Here is a 19,849-nt window from a genome sequence, read left to right on the forward strand (position 1 = left end):
CTGCAGGCGGCTCGCGCTGCTCGACCCGGCGCTTGCCGACACGCGCAACTGGACACGCCCGGTGCTGGCGAGCGGCGGCTGGCACGATGTGCGCTGGATCGACCTCGACAAGGTCGAAAGCCCGAAGGACGATCTGCGCAAGCGCGGCGCACGCGCCGGCGCGACGATCTTCGCGCGCGGCGAGGGTATCCACGGCGGCGACGGCGAGATTTATTTCACTTGCACCTCGGGCGGTCCGGCGCGGCGCGGGCAGATCATGCGCTATCGTCCGTCGCCGGTCGAGGGCAGGGTGGAAGAGGCGGCGCATCCGGGACAGCTGCAACTGTTCCTCGAAACAAGCGATCCCGAACATTTCAGCTTCGGCGACAACCTCAGCATCGCGCCCAACGGCGACCTGATCGTCTGCGAGGACCGGCGCGGTAGCCGGCCCGACAATTGGCTGCGCGGCGTGACGCCCGAGGGGAAGGTCTATTCCTTCGCCCGGGTGAGCGCGGCGACCAAGGTTTCGGGCGTCTGCTTCGCGCCCGACGGCAAGACGATGTTCCTGAACCTATACAATCCGGCCCGGACGATCGCGGTACGCGGGCCGTTCTGAACCTGTCCCCCTCCCGCAAGCGGGAGGGGAGATTGGTCGTCAGATCCGTTCGATGATGATCGTCGGCGCCATGCCGCCCGCGGCGCACATGGTGACGAGCCCATAACGGCCGCCCGAACGTTCGAGTTCGTCGAGCGCGGTGCCGATCAGGATCGATCCGGTCGCGCCGATCGGGTGACCGAGCGCGCAGGCGCCGCCGTTAATGTTCACCTTGCTGCGGTCGAGATCGAGATCGCGCATGAATTTTTCCGCGACAACGGCGAAGGCCTCGTTGATTTCCCAGACGTCGATGTCGTCCTTGGTCAGGCCGGCCTTTTCCAGCACCTTCTTCGCCGCCGGGACGGGGGCGTTGAGCATCAGCGTCGGATCGTCGCCCTGGTTGGCATAGGCGACGACGCGCGCGCGCGGCTTCAGGCCGTGCTTGTCGGCATAATCCTTCGACGCGATCAAAACCGCGGCGGCGCCGTCGACGACACCCGACGAATTGCCCGCATGATGGACGCCGGTCCATGTCAGGTCCGGGTAGCGGCGCTGGATCTGCTTGGCGAAGGTCACCCCGCCGCCGAGGTCGAAGTCCTTGAGCGCCTCGAAGCTCGGCTTCAGCGCGGCGAGGCCTTCGGCGGTGGTTTCGGGGCGCGGAAATTCCTCGCGGTCGAGCGCGACCGAACCGTCCTCGTTATAGACGGGGACGAGGCTTTTGGCGAAGCGGCCTTCCTTGATCGCGATGTCGGCCTTGCGCTGGCTTTCGAGCGCGAGTGCGTCGAGCGCTTCGCGGCTGATGCCTTCGAGCGCGGCGATCGCGTCGCCGCACACGCCCTGGTGCGACTGCGGATGGATCGCGTCGAGCGCGGCGTTGCCCGACCCCATGCCGAGCGGCTTGAGGCCCGCATTGGCTTCCTCGGCGCCGATCTGCGCGGTGTAGCTCATCATCTCGGTGCCGCCGGCGATGACGCAATCCTCCATGCCCGACATCACGGTCGCCGCGGCGAAGTTCACCGTGCTGATGCCGCCGCCGCAGAAGCGGTCGAGCGTCGTGCCCGACGCCGTGGTGTCATAGCCCGCGGCGAGCGCCGCCATGCGGCCGAGGTCGCCGCCCTGCTTGCCCTTCTGCGTCGAGGTCGACCAGATGATGTCGTCGACGGTCGACGTGTCGAGATTGTTGCGCTCCTTGATCGCCTTCAGCACCGTCGCGGCGAGATGTTGCGGGTGAAGATGCGACAGCGCGCCCTTGCCGGGCTTGCCGATCCCGCGCGGGGTGCGGACGGCGTCGATGATATAGGCTTCGGACATCACAGGTTCCTTCTTCGAGGGGAGTTTGAGGATTAACGCGGGGCCATTCTGATCGCGCCGTCGAGGCGCACCGCCTGGCCGTTGAAATAGCTGTTGCGGACCATCTCCATCGCGAGGCTGGCATATTCCTCTGCCTTGCCGAGCCGCTTGGGGAAGGGAACGGAGGCGCCGAGGCTGGCGAGCACGGGTTCGGGCAGGTCGGCGACCAGCGGCGTCTTGAACACGCCGGGCATGATCGCATTGACGCGGATACCAAGGTCCATCAGGTCGCGCGCCATCGGCAGGACGAGGCCGTTCACGCCCGCCTTCGCCGACCCATAGATGACCTGGCCGATCTGTGCGTCCTGCGCCGCGACCGACGCGGTGAGGATGATCGCGCCGCGCTCGCCGTCTTCGAGTTCGGGCAGCGTCGCCATGCCTTCGGCCGAAATCGACGCGATGCGGTAGCTGGCGGTCAATATGCCCGCGACGCCATAGGCATAATCCTCGGTCGGGGTGCGGCGGAAGGTGCCGCTGGCCTTGTCGAACGCCAGCGTCTTGCCCCGGCGCGAGGTCATCGCGCAGTGGACGCACACACGTTCCTGCCCGTGCGTGGCGCGCGCGGTGGCATAGCCGTCGAGCACCGACTGTTCGTCGGTGATATCGACATGGACGAACAGCCCGCCGATCGCCGCCGCGACTTCTTCACCGAGCGCGTCGTTGATGTCGAAGATCGCAACCTTGACCCCCGATGCGGCGAGCGCTTCGGCGGTGGCGCGGCCGAGGCCCGAAGCCCCGCCGGTGACGACGGCGGCGGTGCTGGAATCGATCTTCATGGCGCTCCTCCTCAGGCCGGAATCTGGTTGAACGGCACGCCCTTGTCGGGGCGGTGATCCTGCGGCAGGCCGAGAATCTTTTCGGCGATGGTGTTGAGCAAGGTCTCGTCCGACCCGCCCGCGATGCGGCCGGTGGGGGCGTTGATCCAGCTCGCCGTCCAATCCTCCTTCTGCGAGGCGTGGTCGTCGTAATGGAAGCCGCCCGATCCCTGGAGGTCGATCGCGAGTTCGGACAGTTTCTGGCGCGAGCGCACCGCGACCAGCTTGTTGAGCGAGCCTTCGGGGCCGGGCGTCATGCCCGCCTGCATCATCGCCATCGCGCGCGCGGTGATCGACTGGAGGCCGCTGCGCATCGCATAGTTGCGCGCGATCTGCTGGCGGATACGCCCGTCCGCGATCGCGGGTTTGCCGTTGAGTCGGGTCTCTTTCGCGAGATCGACGAACAGGTCGAGGTGCGGACCGAAACCCGCGCTGTCGGTCGCGACATAGCGTTCGATCATCAAAGTCGCGATGGCGACCGCGAAGCCGCCGCCGACCGGCGACATGCGATGATCGTCGCTGATCTTCACATCGTCGAAGAACACCTCGTTGACGTGGCTGTCGCCGCCGACGAGCTTGATCGGGCGCACGGTGACGCCCGGCGCCTTCATGTCGACCCAGAAATAAGTGAGCCCCTTGTGCTTCGGCACATTCGGGTCGGTGCGCACGACGATGACGCCATAGTCGCTGTACTGCGCCCAGCTCGTCCACACCTTCTGGCCGTTGATCTTCCAGCCGTTTCCGTCCTGCTCGGCGCGGGTGCGCAGGCCCGCAAGGTCGGAACCGCCCGCGGGTTCGGAGAAGAGCTGACACCAGATTTCCTCGCCCTTCAGCGCTTTGAGCACCCGTTCCTTGACGAACGCCTTGTCGCTGCCGAACTGCATCAGCACCGGGATCGGCATGCCGAGCGAGATGCCGAAATAGAAGCTTGGGAAGCCGTGCTTCATCTCCTCGGTATCGAAGGTGACCTTTTCGAGGTGGCCGAGACCCTGGCCGCCATATTCGGTCGGCCAGTTGATCCCGGCATAGCCCGCATCGAACTTGGCGCGCTGATATTGGCGCGCGAGGGCTAGGTCGTCGGCTTCGGACAGGCCCTTGCGCGCGTCCTTGCCATAGGCCGGCACCATCGAGCGCAGCCAGGCGTCCGCCCTGGCGCGATAGGCTTCGAGATCGCTCATGCGGCTGCTCCTGTCAGGCGATCGACCAATATGTCTTCCCAGAACAGCAGGTTGCCCTGCTCGATCGCGAGGCTGCGCGCGCGGCGCGTATGAAGGTGGAGCCCCAGCTCCCACGTCACGCCGATGCCGCCATGAATCTGCACGCAGTCGCGCGACGCGCTGTCATAGGCCTCGGTCGCCGAGATGCGCGCGGCGGCTGCGGCGGTGATGAAATCGGCCTGGCCTTCGCGCGAGGCCGCATGGATGCAGTTCGCGCGCGCCAGTTCGACGAGTCCGTAAAGCTCGGCGATGCGGTGCTTGATCGACTGGAAGGCGCCGATCGGCTGGCCGAAGGCGCGGCGGGTGACGGCATAGTCGCGCGCGATCTCCATCATCGCTTCGGCGCCGCCGGTCTGTTCATGCGCGGTGATCACCGCCTGCAGGGCGAGGATATGGAGCGCGGCATCCCGCGCGGCGGCGCCCCCGACGAGCGTTTCGGACGGCGTCCGCGAAAAGACGATGTCGGCGAAAAGGCGGCTGTTGTCGAAACTGCCGATCGCCTTGCGCTCCACGCCCGCGAGTTCGGCGACGACGAGCGCCGGCGATGCCGGGTCCGTTGGCGAACACCACCGCAATGTCCGCAGCGAGCCCGCCGGAGACGCCGGTCGCGGTCCCGTCGAGCCGGTCGCCGGTCAGCGTCACCGCCGGACGGGCGGGCAGGGCGTCGGGGCCGGACGCGAAGGCGACGGCGCCGATCGTCTCGCCGCTTGCGAGGCCGGGGAGCCATTTCGCCTTCTGCGCGTCGGTTCCGTATAGCTCGATCGCCTTGGCGGCGCCGAAGCCGGAGGTCAGGAAGGGCGCGCCGCTCAGCGAACGGCCCGCCTGATGCGCGATCAGCCCCAGTTCGACGAGGCCAAGGTCGAGCCCGCCATAGGCTTCGGGCAGGGCGAGGGCGGTCCATCCCTGTTCCTTCGCCGTCGTCCAGAAAGCGTCATGATATTGGCCGGTGGTTTCGAGCAGCGCCAGCAGCTCGTCCTTGTTCACCCGGGCTTCGAGCACGCGTCGCGATTCGGTCGCGATCGCTTGCTGGCCTTCGTCGTACAGAATCGACATGCGCGTTCGAGTCCTCACCCTATTTTATGGAAACACCCAACCGGACGTTGACGTAAACGTCAAGTAGAATTGACGCTACGTCCCTTGGAAAAAGGGATCGAACAAACGGCGGTGGATGGGAAAATAGGGACAGTCCCCTCCAAGATAGAAAGCGCCACCACCGGAAACGCGCTTCCTGTCCGATAGTGGGGACTGTCCCTATTTTCCTCGCACCGACGATGCATGTTCGATCCCTCTGCCTCTACCGCACCGTATATTTCTTCGCCTTGTCGGCCATCAGCGCGGCGCGGTCGACCTGCGGCACGCCGACCGGATTGCCGATCTGGCAATATTTGAGGCCCTGTTGCAGCGCGACCGAGCGGGGAAGATCGAGCGATTCCCAGATCGCCTTGACCGACCCCGCGGTCGCGGCGGGCGGCTTGGCGGCGATCGTCGCTGCCAGTTCGGCGGCGCGCGGCCACAAATCCTCGAGCGTCGTGATCTCGCTGACCAGGCCGATCCGCAGCGCGGTGCCCGCGCCGATGCGCTCGTCATTGCCGAGCAGCACCATGCGCAGCACGTCGTGCAGGGGCATATGATAGGTCATACCGATCGGCTCGAGCGCGCTCGTCATGCCATAGGTGACATGCGGGTCGAAGAAGGTCGCGTCCTCGGAGCAGATGATGATGTCGCTCTCGTTGAGCCAGTAAAAGGCGCCGCCGGCATGGCCATGCCGTGCACCGCCGCGATCACCGGCTTCCAGCATTTCATCGACTTGGGGCCCAGGTAATTGCCCGGATCCTCGCAATGCCAGATGTTGGCGAGGTCGACGACGGTGCCGCCTTCCTTCTGCGATTCCTTGACGTCGACCCCGGTGCACCAGGCCTTGCCCGGCGCCGCGCGCAGAACGCTGCAGTGGATATCGTCGTTGCCGCCGACCCACTTCCACAGATGCGCGAATTCGTCCATCATCTGCCTGGTAAAGCTGTTCATCGCCTCCGGGCGATTGATCGTGATCGTCGCGACATGGTCGGCGACATCGACCAGGATGGTTTCATAATGCATGGCCTGCGGCTCCTCTCCCGGCGCTTGTCATGGTTGACCTAGTTATACAACTCGCTATGACACAGACCGATATGGAGGGGCAAGGCCTGCGATGAATTTCGACCTTAGCGATGAACAGAAAATGCTCGGCGAGCAAGCCCGCGCGCTGCTTTCGGACCTGTCGTCCTTCGACCGGCTGCGAACCTTGATCGATTCGGGCGCCGAATGGGACGAGCCCTTGTGGCGCGCGCTCGCCGAAATGGGTTTTCTCGGCGCCGCGATCCCCGAGGAGCATGGCGGGCTGGGGCTCGGCGCGCTTGATCTTGGCGTGATCATGGAGGCGCTGGGCGGCGCCAATGCGGCGGTGCCTATCATGAGTTCGATCGTCCTCGCCGCCGAGGCGATCCGGCTGGCGGGCAGCGAGGCACAGAAGGCGGCGTGGCTGCCCAGGCTGGCGAGCGGCGAGGCGGTCGCCACCTTCGCCTACGCCGAGGGGCCGGGGCCGGTGTTCGCGACTGGCGCGAATCTGGAGAGCGGCAAGCTCAATGGCAGCAAGGCGCCGGTTGCCGATGCCGGCATCGCCGACATCGCGGTGGTGCTCGCCGCGGGCGGCGCCTTCGCACTCGTCGAACTCGACCAGCCCGGCGTCATCCGCACGAAACTCGACAGCTTCGACCAGCTTCGCCCGCACTATCGCCTCGACTTCGCAGATGCCGCCGCAGAGCCGATGTCCGGCGTGGGCAAACTCGACCGGCTGATCGACCAGGCGGCCGTGCAGGCGGCGTTCGAGGCCGTGGGCGCCGCCGATGCCTGCCTCCACATGGCGCGCGACTATGCGATGGAGCGCCAGATGTTCGGCCGCCCGCTCGCGAGCTATCAGGCGATCAAGCACAAGCTCGCCGACGTTGCGGTGGCGACCGAACTGGCGCGCTCGAACGCCTATTATGGCGGCTGGGCCGCCGAATCCTCACCCGACGATCTGCCCGCGGCGGCGGCGGCGGCGCGGCTTTCGGGGATCAAATGCTTCGAGATGGCGGCGCGCGAGAATCTGCAGGTGCATGGCGGCATCGGCTATACCTTCGAGGCGAACTGCCATTTCTATTACCGGCGCGAACGGATGCTCGCGGTGCATCTCGGCGGGCGGGGCTATTGGGCCGACCGGCTGCTGAACGCGCAGCCGGGCAGCCAGGCGAAAGCAGCGTAAGATGGATTTCAACGACAGCCCCGAAGAAGCCGCCTTCCGCGCCGAGGCGCGCGCCTGGCTCGCCGAACATGCGCCCCCGCACGAACTGCCGACGGGCGTCAAGATGCCCGACACCGAAGAGGCCGATCGCGGCCGCGCCTGGATGCGCGCGCTTTATGCCGGCGGCTGGTCGGGGCTGACCTTCCCGAAGGCGCTCGGCGGGTGCGGCGCGTCGGGGATCGAAGCGGTGATCTTCGCCGAGGAGGAGGGGAAATATCACCTCCCCAAGGGGCCTTTCACCTCGATCGGCACCGGCATGGCGCTCCCCGTCATCGCGAAGCACGGCACCGACGAGCAGAAGGCGCGCTTCATCGAGGCGACGCTGAAGGGCGACATCACCTGGTGCCAGCTCTTCTCCGAACCCGCCGCGGGCTCCGACCTCGCGGGGCTGCGCACCAAGGCGGTGCGCGCCGATGACGGGTCGGGCGACTGGATCGTCAACGGCCAGAAAGTCTGGTCGAGCTGGGCGCATCTGACCGACTGGGGCATCCTCGTCGTGCGCACCGATCCCACCGTGCCCAAGCACAAGGGGCTGACCTTCTTCGTCGTCGACATGAAGACCCCGGGGATCGAGACGCGCCCGATCCGCCAGATTTCCGGCGCGAGCGAGTTCAACGAGACCTTCCTCACCGACGTGCGCATTCCCGACGCCAACCGCCTCGGCGCCGAGGGTGAGGGCTGGGCCTGCTGCATGACCGTCCTGATGGGCGAACGGCTCGGCTCGGGCGCGCATCGCAGCGGGATCGAACCGCTGCTCGACTATGCCGCCGCGACCCCCGACGGCCATGGCGGCACGATGCTCGACGACCGCGCGATCCGCCAGCAGCTCGCCGAAGCACTGGCGGAAGAGCAGGGCGAGCGCTTCTTCCAGGCGCGGCTGCGCACGATGGTGTCGAAGGGCGAGAATCCCGGCGCGCTGGCGGGCATGGTCAAGCTCGCCTATGCGTCGCGCTACCAGAAGACCAACGGCCTCGCGCTCGAACTGCGCGGGCTTTCAGGGATAGCGCCCGAGGCGGGCGACACGACGACCGGCGACGTCCAGTACGACTATATCTATTCGACCGTCATGCGCATCGCGGGCGGTGCCGACGAGGTGCTCCGCAACCAGATCGCCGAACGCGTGCTCGGCATGCCCGGCGAGGTGCGGATGGACAAGGATGTGCCGTTCGAGGCGTTGAAGGGTTAAAAGCCCCTCCCCTTCAGGGGAGGGGTTGGGGTGGGGTCCATCGGCCTTGCGCGAGGCCGATGGACCCCACCCGCTGCGACTAACCAGCAAGCTGGAAAGTCTCGCTGCCCTCCCCTGAAGGGGAGGGCGTAAATCAAGCCGCCCTACGCCGCGCCTCCGCCGCCTTGGCCAGCGGCTCCGCCAGATCCTTCTTCAAAATCTTCCCGTTCGGATTGAGCGGCATCTGGTCCATCACCACCAAGGTCCGCGGCACCTTGTTGTCGCCCAGATGCGCCTTGCAGAAAGCGATGATGTCGTCCGCCGTCGCTTCGCCGCAGCCGGGGCGCAGCGTCACCGCCGCCGCGATATCCTCGCCCAGCACCTCGTGCGGCACCCCGACGACCGCGGCCTGCTGCACCGCCGGGTGCAGATGCAGCACCGTTTCGATCTCGAGCGGCGTGATGTTGTAGCCGCCGCGGATGATGAGCTCCTTCGACCGGCTTGGCCATGATCAGATCGCCGTCCTCGTCGACGAAACCCAGGTCGCCGGTCTTGGTCCAGCCGCCCTTGAAGCTGATAGCCGTGGCCTCGGGGTCGTTCCAGTAGCGGCGCGGATGCTTCTGCCAGCCATAGATTTCGCCCACGACGCCGGGTTCGGTGACGACATTGCCGTCCCCGTCGCGGATTTGCATGTGCGCGGGCAGCTTGCCGACGCAGCCGGGTTTCAGCACCTGTTCCTGGCTGGTCGTGCCCAGCCCCACGCCGCCTTCGGACATGCCGTAACTGTTGCGGATGCGCAGGTGCGGCCACAGTTCGGCGGCGCGCCTCACCGAATCATGCGGCAGCGGCGCGGTGCCGGTCATCAGATATTTGACCCCGTCCATGTCGTAATTGCCGACCTCGGGATGATCGAGCACGAGGCGCAGCATCGACGGCACCAGATAAACGAGGTTCGGGCGCTTGAGCTTCGCCAGTTCGAGGAAGCCCTTGGGGTCGAATTTCTGCTGGGTGATCGCGGTCGCGCCACCGCGTGCGGGCAGCATCACGATGCCGATATTGCCGCCCGACCCCGTGAGCGGCAGCGCGTTCAGCGTCGAACGCGAGCGGTCCATATTGTAACCGGTGACATTGCTCATCAGGTCGGGGTGCGACACGACGACGCCCTTGATCTTGCCCGTGGTGCCCGAGGTGCCGAGGATTTCCGCGTCGGCTTCGGGGTCGAGGCTCGCCTGGTCGGGCAGCGCCGCAATATCGCGCGGCATGTCGGCGACATGCCAGCATCCGGCGAGATCCAGCCCCGCGACCAGTTCGGGCGCGTCGGTGATGCAGAAGCGCGGCTCGCACAGCGCCGCATAATCCGCGATCTCGCGCGGATTGAGGCGCGGGCTGATCGGGCAGGCGATGCCGCCGGCGCGGAACACCGCGAACACCGCGATCGCCATTTCGACCGCATGTGCATTGCTGATCGGCAGGAAGACGCGGTCGCCCGGAACCAGCCCCGCCGCCGCCAGCCCGCCGCCGACTTCGTCCGCCTCGCGGTCCCATTCGGCGAAGGTGATTTGCCGACGGATATCGTCGTGGGCGATGTCATTGGCCTGGTGCGAGGCGCGCACCTTCAATGCATCGCTGATGCGGCGAACTTCCATTGCGGCTTTATCCCCTTGCGTCACTGTTGAGCATGTATTACCTAGTTATATAACTCGTGACAAGGGAGATATGCGATGGCCGAGGCGAAAACCGACATCAAAGAGAGCGAAGAGTGGCAGAAGGCCGTCGCTTACGAAATTACCGACGCGGATATCGAACGGCAGCGCAAGCTGCTCGGCTTCGACCAGGCGGCGAAGACGCGCGAATATATCACCACCGCGACCGAGGATAATATCCGCAACTTCGCGCACGGCATGGGCGACGACAAGCCGCTCTACACTGACCCCCATTATGCCAAGAAGACCCGCTGGGGCAGCGTGATCGCGCCGGGGATGATGGCGGGAATCATCAACCGGCCGCTGAAGGGCGATCCGGTGCCCGACGAGATCAAGGCACTCAAGAAAAGCCTGTTTCGCGGCATCCACGTCTTCGTGTCGGGGTCGCAATGGGATTTCTATCGCCCGATCTTTCCCGGCGACACCATCTACAGCTTCAACGGCGACGAGAGCTGCGAGGTCAAGCAGTCCGAATTCGCCTGCCGCTCGGTCATCACGGTGCGCCGCGACGTGAAGTTCAACCAGCGCGGCGAGGTCGTCGCGGTCTACCGCATCCTGCGCGTGCTGACCGAGCGCAAGACCGCGGCGAAGAAGGGCAAATATTCGGCGATCGAGCCCGCCAGCTACACCGACGAGGAGATGCAGGCGATCGAGGATATCTATGCCGCCGAGCAGGTCCAGGGCGCCGAAAAACGCTGGTTCGAGAATGTCGAGAAAGGCGATCTGCTGGGATTGCAGGCGAAAGGGCCGCTGACCGTCACCGACGTCATCTGTTTCCATGCCGACGGTTACGGCTTCGTGCCCTATGCGCCGACCGCCAACCGCCTCGCGCACAAGAACCGCCAGCGCATCCCCGCCTTCTACGTCAAGAACGAGCATGGCATCCCCGACGTCGCGCAGCGGCTGCACTGGGACCCGGTGTGGGCGCAGGCGATCGGCAATCCGATGGCCTATGACTATGGAGTCATGCGCGAAAATTACCTGTGGCAATATCTCAGCGACTGGGCGGGCGACGACGCCGTCATCATCCATATCCACGACGAGGTCCGCAAGTTCAATTACATGGGCGACGTCCAGCGCGTGACCGGCGAGGTGCTCGCCAAGCGGCAGGAGGGCAAGCAGAGCCTGGTCGACGTCGCGGTCAAATTCACCAACCAGCGCGACGAGGAAACGGTGCGCGCCACCGCGACGATCGCGCTGCCGAACAAGGACCGCCCGCTGCCGCTTTATCCCGAGGTTCCCGAGGAACTGGCGGAGAAGGCGGTTCGGATGCTGGCGCGCCACCGCGAGCTCGGCGGGGATTGACCGGACGGCAGGCGCCAAGCCCCTCCTCTTCAGAGGAGGGGCCTGCGAGACTTGGCAGCTTGCTGCCTAGTCGCAGCGGGGTGGTGGGTGAGACATGGCGTGCGCCTTCGGCTACCACCCCGCTGCGACTAGGTCCGGCTGCGCCGAACCAAGTCTCGCTGCCCCTCCTCTGAAGAGGAGGGGTTGAGAAGGGCTGCCCACCACCCGTAAGCTCACAACAGCATCGTGACGGGCGGGGAGGATTTATGAGCGACGAAATATTGATCGACGATGATGCGGGGATCCGCACCATCACCCTCAACCGGCCCGACCGGCTCAATGCGCTGACCGGCTCGATCATGGCGCCGCTCGCCGACGCCTGCGCCGACGCGGCGCGCGACGCGTCGGTCGGTTGCGTCGTGGTGACGGGGGCGGGCAGGGGCTTTTGCGCCGGCGGCGACCTCAAGGAGGGCGCCGCCGACAAGGCGGTGGTTCCGGCCAACGCCGATGTGGGCGGCCGCACCGAACAGGGTTTCGCGCGGCTCCGCGCCTTCATGGAGACCGCGCGGCTGCTCCACGAAATGCCCAAGCCGGCGATCGCGATGGTCAACGGGCCGGTCGCGGGCGCGGGCATCGGCATTGCGGGGGCGTGCGACCTGCGCTTCGCAGGGCGCAGCGCGACCTTCCTCACCGCGTTCGACCGCATCGGCGCGAGCGGCGATTTCGGTTCGACCTGGTTCTGGACCAGAATCGTCGGCACCGGCGTCGCGCGCGAGCTTTTCTTCCTCGGCGAGAAACTGTCGGCGGAGGAGGCGTTCGCCAAGGGGCTCTACACCCGCCTGTTCGACGATGCAGTCCTGCGCGAGGAGACGATGAAGGCGGCGCGCCGCCTCGCCGACGGTCCGCGCATGGGCTATCGCTATATGAAGGCGAACCTCAACAACGCCGAGGATTGGGCCTTCGAGGCCGTGCTCGATGCCGAGGCGCTCAACATGACCCTGTCGACCAGCGCGACGGCGATGATCTGGCGCGAGAAGAAGAAGCAGGAAGAACGGGGTGGCTGAGTTCGACCATATCCGCATCGACCGTCACGACGGCGGCATCGCCGCAGTCGTCGTCGCGCGCGCCGACATCGGCAACGCCTCGTCGCCCGAGATGCTCGGCGAGATTCGCGATGCCTTTGCCAGGCTGTCGACCGACCGCGAGGTGCGCGCGATCGTCTTCGCCGCCGAGGGCCGGCATTTCTCGGTCGGCGCCGATTTCGCCTTTCTGCAAAGGCTGACCGGCATGACGGCGAGCGAGATCAAGGACACGGTCTACGCCAATTTCCAGGGCGCCGCGCGCGCCATCTACCGCTGCCCGAAGCCGACGCTCGCGCTGGTGCAGGGCGCGGCGGTGACGGTGGGCTGTGAACTCGCGCTCGCCTGCGACTTCCGCATCGCCGCCGAAAGCGCCATGTTTCAGGAAAGCTGGATCAGGCTCGGCATCATGCCCCCGCTCGGCGGCACCTTCCTGCTCCCGCGCATCGTCGGGCTCGGGCGCGCGATGGAAATGTGCCTGCGTGGGCGTCAGGTCCGCGCGGACGAAGCGCTGACCATCGGCTTGGTGAGCGAGGTGGTCGCCAGGGATGATCTGGCGGCCCGCGGCATGGACCTGGCGCACGAACTCGCGGCGTCGGCGCCGCTCGCCTATGCGACGGTCAAGCAATCGATCCAGCGCGCGCTCGAAAGCAACATGGAGGCCGAATGGCAGGCGAACCTGCCCAATCAGGCTTTGCTGCTCGGCAGCCAGGACCATCGCGAGGGGCTGGCCGCGGTGACCGAAAAGCGCGCGCCGCATTTCACCGGCAATTAGGGCGGGCCGTCGATCGGCTGTCCCGGCGCCACGAAGATCGTCTGCGTTCCCTTGGCATAGACGCCCTCGGCATCGGCGAACAGGGTCTGGGTCAGCGCATGGCCGTTGCCCGCGCCTTCGGTGAAGGAATCGAGCAACAGCCACGCGCCGCGCGGCATCCGGAAGAAGTGGATATTGATGTCGAGGTTGGCATAGCTCCACTCGTGCGCATGGGTCGCGCTGCCGACGCCGTTGCCGAAATCGGCGAACAGGCACGCCTTGACGAAGGGCGATGCCGGCACGCCCAGCACGACCTCGCCATCCATCCGCATCCACGCCACGCCGCGGCCCGGCTCGCGGACCCGGCCCATGATCGGCCGCGTGCGGATCGCGCCGGCCATGCTGGCGCCGACGAGAAAATCGGCATCGGTTACCTCGTCGGGCGACGGATGCGGCTGTGCGGGCGGAAAGGCCGGTGTGTCGAGATCGCGTGCGAGCAACAGATGCGCCTGCGCGGTGATCCGGTCGCCTAGCCAGCAATTCGATGCGATGAAGCTGCGCCTGCCGCCCCTGCCGCACCGCGACGATGCGCGGGATGAGCAACGCACGCGGCACGATGCCCAATATGTCGATCGTCAGCTCGAGCAAATCTCGAAACGCGCGTCGAACCCGGCCTGCTCGATCACATGGCCGATCAGCGCGGCGATCGGGCCGCCCGCGACGGCATTGTCGAACCAGGGGTTGCGCGCGAGTCCCGAGGGGACGAAACCCTCGCCGTCGCGGACGAAATAATGCGGGATCGGGTCGCTTGGGCCGGTCATGGCGGCCTCCCTATCCGGCGGCCATGCTTTGCACAACATGTTTGACGTAGTTATATAACTCGGGCATAGAATCGCCGACAACCCAGGGAGAGAACGAGCGATGGACCTGAGCTATGGCGAGGCGGCCGAAGCCTTTCGCGCCGAGGTGCGCGCCTTCCTGTCGCTGCACTGGCCGCCGCCGTCGGACACGCGCGGGTCCGATCTCAAGGCCTTCATCCGCACCTTCCGCGCGCTCGCGACCGGAGAGGGCTATCTCTATCGCGCCATCCCGAAGCGGTACGGCGGCTCGGAACAGCCGGTCGATGTCATCAAGGCGCAGGTGATCCGCGAGGAATTCACCCGCGCCCGCGCCCCGATGGAGGTCGGCGGCAACGGCATGAACATGACCGTGCCGACCCTGCTCGAAAAGGGGACCGAGGAGCAGAAGGAACTTTTCATCCGCAAGACGGTCGAGGGCGATTATGTCTGGGGGCAGGGCTATTCCGAACCCGGCTCGGGCAGCGACCTCGCGAGCGTGCGGACGAAGGGCGAATTGTCCGTCGACGGCAAAAAATGGATCATCAACGGCCAGAAGATCTGGACGTCGCAGGGGATGCAGGCGACGCACATGTTCATGCTCGTGCGCACCGAGCCCGATGCGCCCAAGCACGACGGCATCACCTACCTCCTCATCGACCTCGACCAGCCCGGCGTCACCCGCCGCCCGATCCGCCAGATGACCGGCGAGGAGGGCGACCACACTTTCTGCGAATTCTTCTTCGACAACGCCGAAACCCCGGTGAGCTGGCAGGTCGGCGAGCGCGGCCAGGGCTGGTACGTCAGCCGCACCACGCTGAAGCATGAACGCGCGAGCATCGGCGGCGCCGACGGGCTGGGCAGGCAATTCGCCAAGCTGGTCGATCTGGCCAAGGAGGTCGGCCGCATCGACGATCCGGTCGTCCGCGACAAGCTGACGCAGATCGAAGGCTCGGTGCTGTCGCATCGCTATTCGAGCTATCGCATCTTCAGCTGCGCCGCGGCGGGCGAAGACCCCGGACCGGTCGCGCTGATGATGAAATTGCTGCTCACCGAAATCGGCCACGAGATGGCCTTGCTCGCGCAGGACCTGATCGGCGAGCATGGCTTCGTCGAACCCGCGGGCGCGGGCGGACGCGGCAATCGCGGCCCGCGCGGGCCCGAGAAATGGCTCGACCAGATCATGGGCAGCCTCGGCAATTCGATCGCCGGCGGCGCGTCGAACATCCAGCGCAACATCATCGGCGAACGCGGCCTCGGCTTGCCGCGCGACCTCGCGATGAGCGGGGAACGCTGACCATGCATTTTCACCTGACCGGGGAACAGCAGGCGATCCAGGACGCGGTGCGCGGCACGCTCGCCGACAGCTGGCCGATGGAGCGCATCCACGCCTTCGCCGACGGCGACGCGGATTTCGACCAACAGAGCTGGGCCGCGCTGATGGCGCTCGGGCTCGGCGGCATGCTCGCGCCGGACAGCGGCATGGGCCTGCTCGACGCCGCGCTCGTCTGCGAGGTCGCGGGCGAGGCGGCGGCGGCGGGACCGCTGATCGGGCAACTGCTGACGGTCGCGGCAGTGGCAGCCAGTCCCCATGACTATTTGCGCAACCCGTTCCCCGGCGAAAGCCGGGGTCCAGAAGGCAAAGGCGATCTCGCAAAATGGGGCCCGGCTTTCGTCGGGGAGCAATCTGTCCTTGCCGCCTTGGCGAGCGGCGAAACCGTCGCGACGCTGGTCCATGGCGGCAGCGGCTATGTGCCGAGCGCCCGCGCCGCCGACCTGTTCCTGATCGTCGATCGCGCCACGGGCGTCCGCCTCGTGCCCGCTGCCGAAGCCACCATCGAACCGGTGAAAGCCGCCGACCGTACCCGCCCGATGTCGAAGGTTGCGATTGCCGACGGTGCCGGCGAAACCCTCTTCGCCGCGGCCGACCCGATGACCGCGCGCCTTGCCGACGCCGCGCTCGTCCTCGTCGCAGCCGACGCGCTCGGCGGCGCGCAGAAGGTTACCGACATGAGCGTCGCCTACGCCAAGGAGCGCGAGCAGTTCGGCCAGCCGATCGGGCGCTTCCAGGGGCTCAAGCACCAGCTCGCGCATATGGCGCTCGACGTCGAACCCGCGCGCGCGCTGGTCTGGTATGCGGCCTACGCCTGGGACGCGGGCCTGCCCGACGCCCCGCGCGCCGCCGCGATGGCGAAGGCGCATCTGTGCGATATCTATGTCCGCGCGACGCGCGCGGCGATCGCGGCGCATGGCGGCATCGGTTATACGTGGGAATATGGGCTCCATTACTGGTTCCGCCGCGCGATGGCCGATCGCGTCTGGCTCGGCAGTCCCGCCGAGCATCGCGCGCGCGCCGCGGCGCTGGCGGGCTGGTAGGGCATGAGCGCCGCCGATCCGCTGAAACTCGCGCCGGGCGTCCGCCGCCTGCGCCCCGACGATCATTTCATGATCCTGTCCGAAACCGACGCGTCGCCGATGCATGTCGGCGCGCTGATCCTGCTCGACGTGCCCGACGAGCGGCGGGACGGCGTCGCCGCGGCGATCCGCCGCCAGTTCGCCGAACGCCTGCCCGCGACGCCGCTGCTCGTGCGGCTGCACGAGGCGCCCGACGGCTATGACAGCGACGTCTGGGCCGATATCGCCGGCGCCGACCTTGAAAGCCTGATCGCCGTCGAACCGCACGATGGCGCGTGGAGCGAAGCCGAATTGTACGCCGCGGTGGCCCGGCTCAACATGCGCCGCCTCGACCTGTCGGGCCCGCCCTTCGCCGTCCATGTCTTGGAACGGCTCGCGGACGGCGGCAGCGCCTTCTACCTCAAGATGCACCACAGTGTCGCCGACGGCATAGGCTTCCAGACCGTCATGCACCTCCTCAGCGACGCGACGCCCGTGGCAACGGCGCGCTTCACCGATGCGCGATTGCCCGAGCCGGAGAAATGGCGCGAAAGGGCCGATGCGCGTTTCGCGGCCGACGCGGAATTGCGCGCCGCACAATCGGCGCGGCGCAAGGAGGCGCTCGCCGCGCTCGAAGCCCATAAGGGCGACCGCGAACCGACCCCCGAATTCGCGCTCTCCGGCCCGACCTCGGCCGCGCGGCGCTATGCGACGATCAGCCTGCCGCTGGCGCGCGTGAAGGCGGCGGGCAAGGCGCTCGGCGCGACGATCAACGACATCTTCCTGACCCTCGCCAGCAGCGCGCTGCGCAATTACCTGCTCGAGACCGGCGACCTCCCCGACGCGCCGCTCGTCGTCAATTCGGCGCGCTCCTACCGCTGCGACCCGAACATGGCGATTTCGGCAACCGCATCGTCGCACTTCACCCGCATCTCGCCACGCATCTCGAGGGTCCCGTCGAACGGCTGCGTGCGATCCAGACCTCGATGGCCGCCGAAATGCGGCGTACCGGTCATGACGAGGCCCTGCTCGACGCCGCCGAAAAGCCGTTCGGCGCGCGCGACCGCCGCGCCGCCTTCGCCGATCGCATGGCGGGCGGCAAGCGGCTCATCCCCGGCAATCTGACGCTGTCGAACGTGCCCGGCCCCGCGGAGCCCCGCAGCTATGCGGGCTTCGCCCAGCTTCATAATTATCCCGTGCCGATCATCGGCTCGGGCCGCTTCCTCAACATCACCTCGCGGCGCAGCGGCGACAATCTCGACATGGGCGTGATCGCCGATGCCGAAAAGGTCGCCGACGTCGGCCGCATCGCGCGGCTCTTCGTGGCCGCGCTCGACGAACTGGAGCACCTCGCATGACCGACGACCTCGCCTTCAAGCCCGAGGACGACCGCTATCACCAGCTCTCCGACGACCCCTATGAGACCGAAACCAACTGGTGGTCGTTCAACATCCCCGAACGCAAGGTCGGCTGCTGGATCCACGCGCCCTATTATCCCAACCGCAAGGCGGTGAGCTGGCGCATCTTCGCCTGGGACGATGAAGGCTATGATCAGGCGCGCATGGCCTATTACCGCAAGGTCGAGGAAGCGCCGATGCCCGATGCCCCCGACCTCACCGACATCACCTTCCCGGGCGACAGGAACGGCGGCGGCTACAGCCTCAAAATGCTCGAACCGGGCATGAAATATCATCTGCGATATGACGATCCCGCGCGCGGCTTCGCGCTCGACTTCACCCACACCGGCCTGCACGAACCGCACCGCTTCCCGCCGGGCAAGCCGCCCTTCATGGCGACGCCGCACTATGACCAGCTCGGCCATGTCGAAGGCTGGATGACCTTGCGCGGCGAGCGCATCCGCATCGACGGGATCGGCGTGCGCGACCGCACCTGGGGCCCGCGCGGCGGCCCCTATGCGGCGAGCCCCAAAGTCTATGCCGATGACATGGACCGGGTGAAGCATCCCGGCGGCGCGCGCTGGCGCGAGATCGAGCGCGAGCGGGGCAGGGGGCGTATCCAGTACATCTTCGGCCACCGCCGCGACGGCACCGGCTTCCTCGGCTTCGCGCGCGTGCAGGACGGCGATGCCGATGGCTGGTCGCCCATGAACGCCGAGCTGGATTCGCCGCGACGGCCAGTTCGGCAGCCTGGATTCCGGCAAATCGCGGATGCGCGTCTTCCGCAGCCCCAGGACCGGCTGGAGTACGCATATGCAGGTCGATCTCACCGACGAGCATGGCCGCGCGATGAAGAGCGAAGGCTTCACCGTCAGCACGATGAGCGAGGCCGGTTACGGCGTGAACCAGCTGATGCGCTGGGACATTGACGGCGGCATCGGCTGGGGCGAGGATCAGGACGTATGGAATCCGGTTCATTTCGTCCGCATGCTCGACGCGCTCAAGGCGACCGCCTGACCGCGATGCTCTCCCGCCTCTCGCTGCCGCTGATGTGTGCGCCGATGAGCTTCGCCTCGTCGGTGCCGCTCGCGACCGCCTGCTGCCGCGCCGGGGTGATCGGCGGGTGGCAGGGCGGGACGGTCACCCCGTTCAAGCTGTTCGAGGAATATCTGACCGCGCTCGATGCCGTGGAGGACGGCGCGCCGCCGATCGTCAACATGCCCGCCCGCTGGGGCACCGATCCCGCGGCCGCCGACCGGCTGGCGCTGCTCGAACGCCACCGCGTCCCGCTCGTGCTGTCGAGCCTCGGCGATCCCTCTGCACTGGTCGAGCGGGTGCATGGCTGGGGCGGGCGCGTGATCCACGACGTGACGACGATGAAGCACGCCGAAAAGGCGATCGCGGCGGGCGCCGACGGGCTGATGCTCACCTGCGCCGGGGCAGGCGGGCATACGGGTTTCCTGACCCCGATGGCGTTCGTCCCCGCGGTGCGGCGGATGTTCGGCGGCCTGCTGATCGTCGCGGGCGGCATTGCCGACGCGCACGGCATCGCGGCGGCGCTCGCGCTCGGCGGCGACATCGCCTGCATGGGCACGCGCTTCATCGCGACGCCCGAGAGCGGCGTGGTTGAGGGGCACCGCAGCATGATCCCCGCGGTCGGCGCCGACGACATCGTCGCCTCGGCGGCGATGAACGGGGTGCCCGCGCACTGGATGCGGCCATCGATCGAGGCGGTCGGGCTCGATGCGAAAACGCTGCCGAGCGTTCGCTCGCCGATGCCCGAGGGTGTGATACCGTGGCGCGATATCTGGAGCGCGGGGCAGAGCGTCGGACTGATCGACGCGGTCGAGCCGGTGGCGGAATTGGTGGCGCGGCTGACGCGCGCGTTCGAGGCGCTGCCGGGCGGGCTAGACTGGCGAGGGCGGATCGACAAGGCGGCGGCGGGTTGGGCCTGAACAAAGC

At 67.1% G+C, this 19,849-nt stretch carries 19 protein-coding genes and 3 pseudogenes; 12 read left to right on the forward strand and 10 right to left on the reverse strand.

What is annotated here, in order from left to right; all coding sequences use genetic code 11:
* Positions 1-88: 88 nt before the first annotated feature.
* The gene (locus N0A20_RS04850) at positions 89-595 is read left to right on the forward strand and encodes an alkaline phosphatase PhoX (RefSeq protein WP_260582854.1); all 507 of its coding nucleotides are present in this window, start codon (positions 89-91) and stop codon (positions 593-595) included.
* Between the two features lie 39 nt (positions 596-634).
* Here N0A20_RS04850 and N0A20_RS04855 read toward each other — a convergent pair whose 3' ends face one another.
* The 6 genes and pseudogenes from N0A20_RS04855 to N0A20_RS04880 all read right to left on the reverse strand — a co-directional run bounded on the left by N0A20_RS04855 (position 635) and on the right by N0A20_RS04880 (position 6,053).
* Positions 635-1,885 carry an acetyl-CoA C-acetyltransferase gene (locus tag N0A20_RS04855; protein ID WP_260582855.1) on the reverse strand — a complete coding sequence of 417 codons (1,251 nt, stop codon included), beginning with the start codon at positions 1,883-1,885 and terminating at the stop codon, positions 635-637.
* Between the two features lie 32 nt (positions 1,886-1,917).
* Positions 1,918-2,700 (reverse strand): SDR family NAD(P)-dependent oxidoreductase, encoded by a 783-nt coding sequence (locus tag N0A20_RS04860; protein ID WP_260582856.1) that lies wholly within the window; start codon positions 2,698-2,700, stop codon positions 1,918-1,920.
* 11 nt (positions 2,701-2,711) lie between these two features.
* Complete coding sequence (locus N0A20_RS04865) at positions 2,712-3,917, reverse strand: acyl-CoA dehydrogenase family protein (protein ID WP_260582857.1); 1,206 nt, start codon at positions 3,915-3,917, stop codon at positions 2,712-2,714.
* Positions 3,914-4,330, reverse strand: a complete 417-nt coding sequence (locus N0A20_RS04870; protein ID WP_260582858.1) for an acyl-CoA dehydrogenase family protein — start codon at positions 4,328-4,330, stop codon at positions 3,914-3,916. Before N0A20_RS04870 ends, N0A20_RS04865 begins: the two co-directional genes overlap by 4 nt.
* A complete protein-coding gene (locus N0A20_RS04875; RefSeq protein WP_260582859.1) occupies positions 4,314-5,009 on the reverse strand; it encodes an acyl-CoA dehydrogenase family protein in 696 nt (231 codons plus the stop codon). The genes N0A20_RS04870 and N0A20_RS04875 overlap by 17 nt, the downstream gene beginning before the upstream one ends.
* Before the next feature lie 241 nt (positions 5,010-5,250).
* Positions 5,251-6,053, reverse strand: a pseudogene (locus N0A20_RS04880) (enoyl-CoA hydratase/isomerase family protein).
* 91 nt (positions 6,054-6,144) lie between these two features.
* On the opposite strand from N0A20_RS04880, the gene N0A20_RS04885 reads away from it, so the two are divergent.
* Both N0A20_RS04885 and N0A20_RS04890 read left to right on the forward strand, forming a co-directional pair.
* Complete coding sequence (locus N0A20_RS04885) at positions 6,145-7,236, forward strand: acyl-CoA dehydrogenase family protein (protein ID WP_260582860.1); 1,092 nt, start codon at positions 6,145-6,147, stop codon at positions 7,234-7,236.
* A gap of 1 nt (position 7,237) precedes the next feature.
* A complete protein-coding gene (locus N0A20_RS04890) occupies positions 7,238-8,461 on the forward strand; it encodes an acyl-CoA dehydrogenase family protein (protein ID WP_260582861.1) in 1,224 nt (407 codons plus the stop codon).
* A gap of 133 nt (positions 8,462-8,594) precedes the next feature.
* On the opposite strand, the gene N0A20_RS20540 is transcribed toward N0A20_RS04890, so the two are convergent.
* Both N0A20_RS20540 and N0A20_RS20545 read right to left on the reverse strand, forming a co-directional pair.
* Positions 8,595-8,879 carry an AMP-binding enzyme gene (locus N0A20_RS20540; protein WP_409574727.1) on the reverse strand — a complete coding sequence of 95 codons (285 nt, stop codon included), beginning with the start codon at positions 8,877-8,879 and terminating at the stop codon, positions 8,595-8,597.
* 250 nt (positions 8,880-9,129) lie between these two features.
* A pseudogene (locus N0A20_RS20545) lies at positions 9,130-10,086 on the reverse strand (class I adenylate-forming enzyme family protein); the annotation flags it as partial.
* 75 nt (positions 10,087-10,161) lie between these two features.
* Between N0A20_RS20545 and N0A20_RS04900 the strand changes: the two are divergent.
* From N0A20_RS04900 to N0A20_RS04910, 3 genes are all read left to right on the forward strand, one after another.
* Positions 10,162-11,448: a MaoC family dehydratase N-terminal domain-containing protein gene (locus tag N0A20_RS04900; RefSeq protein ID WP_260582863.1), complete on the forward strand. Its 1,287-nt coding sequence runs from the start codon at positions 10,162-10,164 to the stop codon at positions 11,446-11,448.
* Between the two features lie 245 nt (positions 11,449-11,693).
* Entirely contained in the window at positions 11,694-12,491 is a 798-nt protein-coding gene (locus tag N0A20_RS04905; RefSeq protein WP_260582864.1) for an enoyl-CoA hydratase-related protein, read from the forward strand.
* Positions 12,484-13,281, forward strand: coding sequence for an enoyl-CoA hydratase/isomerase family protein (locus N0A20_RS04910; RefSeq protein ID WP_260582865.1), 798 nt, complete (start codon positions 12,484-12,486; stop codon positions 13,279-13,281). The genes N0A20_RS04905 and N0A20_RS04910 overlap by 8 nt, the downstream gene beginning before the upstream one ends.
* Here N0A20_RS04910 and N0A20_RS04915 read toward each other — a convergent pair.
* Together N0A20_RS04915 and N0A20_RS04920 are read right to left on the reverse strand one after the other, a co-directional pair.
* The gene (locus tag N0A20_RS04915; protein WP_260582866.1) at positions 13,278-13,760 is read right to left on the reverse strand and encodes a thioesterase family protein; all 483 of its coding nucleotides are present in this window, start codon (positions 13,758-13,760) and stop codon (positions 13,278-13,280) included. The two genes, N0A20_RS04910 and N0A20_RS04915, sit on opposite strands and share 4 nt — an antisense overlap.
* 135 nt (positions 13,761-13,895) lie before the next feature.
* Positions 13,896-14,081, reverse strand: a complete 186-nt coding sequence (locus tag N0A20_RS04920) for a hypothetical protein (RefSeq protein WP_260582867.1) — start codon at positions 14,079-14,081, stop codon at positions 13,896-13,898.
* A 100-nt stretch (positions 14,082-14,181) separates the two neighbouring features.
* On the opposite strand from N0A20_RS04920, the gene N0A20_RS04925 reads away from it, so the two are divergent.
* The 6 genes and pseudogenes from N0A20_RS04925 to N0A20_RS04950 all read left to right on the forward strand — a co-directional run bounded on the left by N0A20_RS04925 (position 14,182) and on the right by N0A20_RS04950 (position 19,842).
* Complete coding sequence (locus N0A20_RS04925) at positions 14,182-15,393, forward strand: acyl-CoA dehydrogenase family protein (protein WP_260582868.1); 1,212 nt, start codon at positions 14,182-14,184, stop codon at positions 15,391-15,393.
* A 2-nt stretch (positions 15,394-15,395) separates the two neighbouring features.
* Positions 15,396-16,472 carry an acyl-CoA dehydrogenase family protein gene (locus tag N0A20_RS04930; RefSeq protein WP_260582869.1) on the forward strand — a complete coding sequence of 359 codons (1,077 nt, stop codon included), beginning with the start codon at positions 15,396-15,398 and terminating at the stop codon, positions 16,470-16,472.
* Between the two features lie 99 nt (positions 16,473-16,571).
* Positions 16,572-17,210, forward strand: a pseudogene (locus N0A20_RS04935) (wax ester/triacylglycerol synthase domain-containing protein); the annotation flags it as partial.
* Between the two features lie 191 nt (positions 17,211-17,401).
* Complete coding sequence (locus N0A20_RS04940) at positions 17,402-17,848, forward strand: WS/DGAT domain-containing protein (RefSeq protein ID WP_260583824.1); 447 nt, start codon at positions 17,402-17,404, stop codon at positions 17,846-17,848.
* Positions 17,845-18,816, forward strand: a complete 972-nt coding sequence (locus N0A20_RS04945; protein WP_260582870.1) for a hypothetical protein — start codon at positions 17,845-17,847, stop codon at positions 18,814-18,816. The genes N0A20_RS04940 and N0A20_RS04945 overlap by 4 nt, the downstream gene beginning before the upstream one ends.
* A gap of 93 nt (positions 18,817-18,909) precedes the next feature.
* Positions 18,910-19,842, forward strand: coding sequence for an NAD(P)H-dependent flavin oxidoreductase (locus N0A20_RS04950; protein WP_260582871.1), 933 nt, complete (start codon positions 18,910-18,912; stop codon positions 19,840-19,842).
* Positions 19,843-19,849: the final 7 nt, after the last annotated feature.

It is taken from the genome of Sphingopyxis sp. PET50 (assembly GCF_025244705.1).
In the GTDB taxonomy this organism is placed as follows: Bacteria; Pseudomonadota; Alphaproteobacteria; order Sphingomonadales; family Sphingomonadaceae; genus Sphingopyxis.

Bases quoted from the DNA above. Each gene is read 5' to 3' on its own strand.
- N0A20_RS04860 (WP_260582856.1), bottom strand. From the start codon at position 2,700: ATGAAGATCGATTCCAGCACCGCCGCCGTCGTCACCGGCGGGGCTTCG.
- N0A20_RS04930 (WP_260582869.1), top strand. From the start codon at position 15,396: ATGCATTTTCACCTGACCGGGGAACAGCAGGCGATCCAGGACGCGGTG.
- N0A20_RS04885 (WP_260582860.1), top strand. From the start codon at position 6,145: ATGAATTTCGACCTTAGCGATGAACAGAAAATGCTCGGCGAGCAAGCC.
- N0A20_RS04875 (WP_260582859.1), bottom strand. From the start codon at position 5,009: ATGTCGATTCTGTACGACGAAGGCCAGCAAGCGATCGCGACCGAATCG.
- N0A20_RS04925 (WP_260582868.1), top strand. From the start codon at position 14,182: ATGGACCTGAGCTATGGCGAGGCGGCCGAAGCCTTTCGCGCCGAGGTG.
- N0A20_RS04945 (WP_260582870.1), top strand. From the start codon at position 17,845: ATGACCGACGACCTCGCCTTCAAGCCCGAGGACGACCGCTATCACCAG.
- N0A20_RS04900 (WP_260582863.1), top strand. From the start codon at position 10,162: ATGGCCGAGGCGAAAACCGACATCAAAGAGAGCGAAGAGTGGCAGAAG.
- N0A20_RS04855 (WP_260582855.1), bottom strand. From the start codon at position 1,885: ATGTCCGAAGCCTATATCATCGACGCCGTCCGCACCCCGCGCGGGATC.
- N0A20_RS04890 (WP_260582861.1), top strand. From the start codon at position 7,238: ATGGATTTCAACGACAGCCCCGAAGAAGCCGCCTTCCGCGCCGAGGCG.
- N0A20_RS04920 (WP_260582867.1), bottom strand. From the start codon at position 14,081: ATGACCGGCCCAAGCGACCCGATCCCGCATTATTTCGTCCGCGACGGC.
- N0A20_RS04950 (WP_260582871.1), top strand. From the start codon at position 18,910: ATGCTCTCCCGCCTCTCGCTGCCGCTGATGTGTGCGCCGATGAGCTTC.
- N0A20_RS04865 (WP_260582857.1), bottom strand. From the start codon at position 3,917: ATGAGCGATCTCGAAGCCTATCGCGCCAGGGCGGACGCCTGGCTGCGC.
- N0A20_RS04905 (WP_260582864.1), top strand. From the start codon at position 11,694: ATGAGCGACGAAATATTGATCGACGATGATGCGGGGATCCGCACCATC.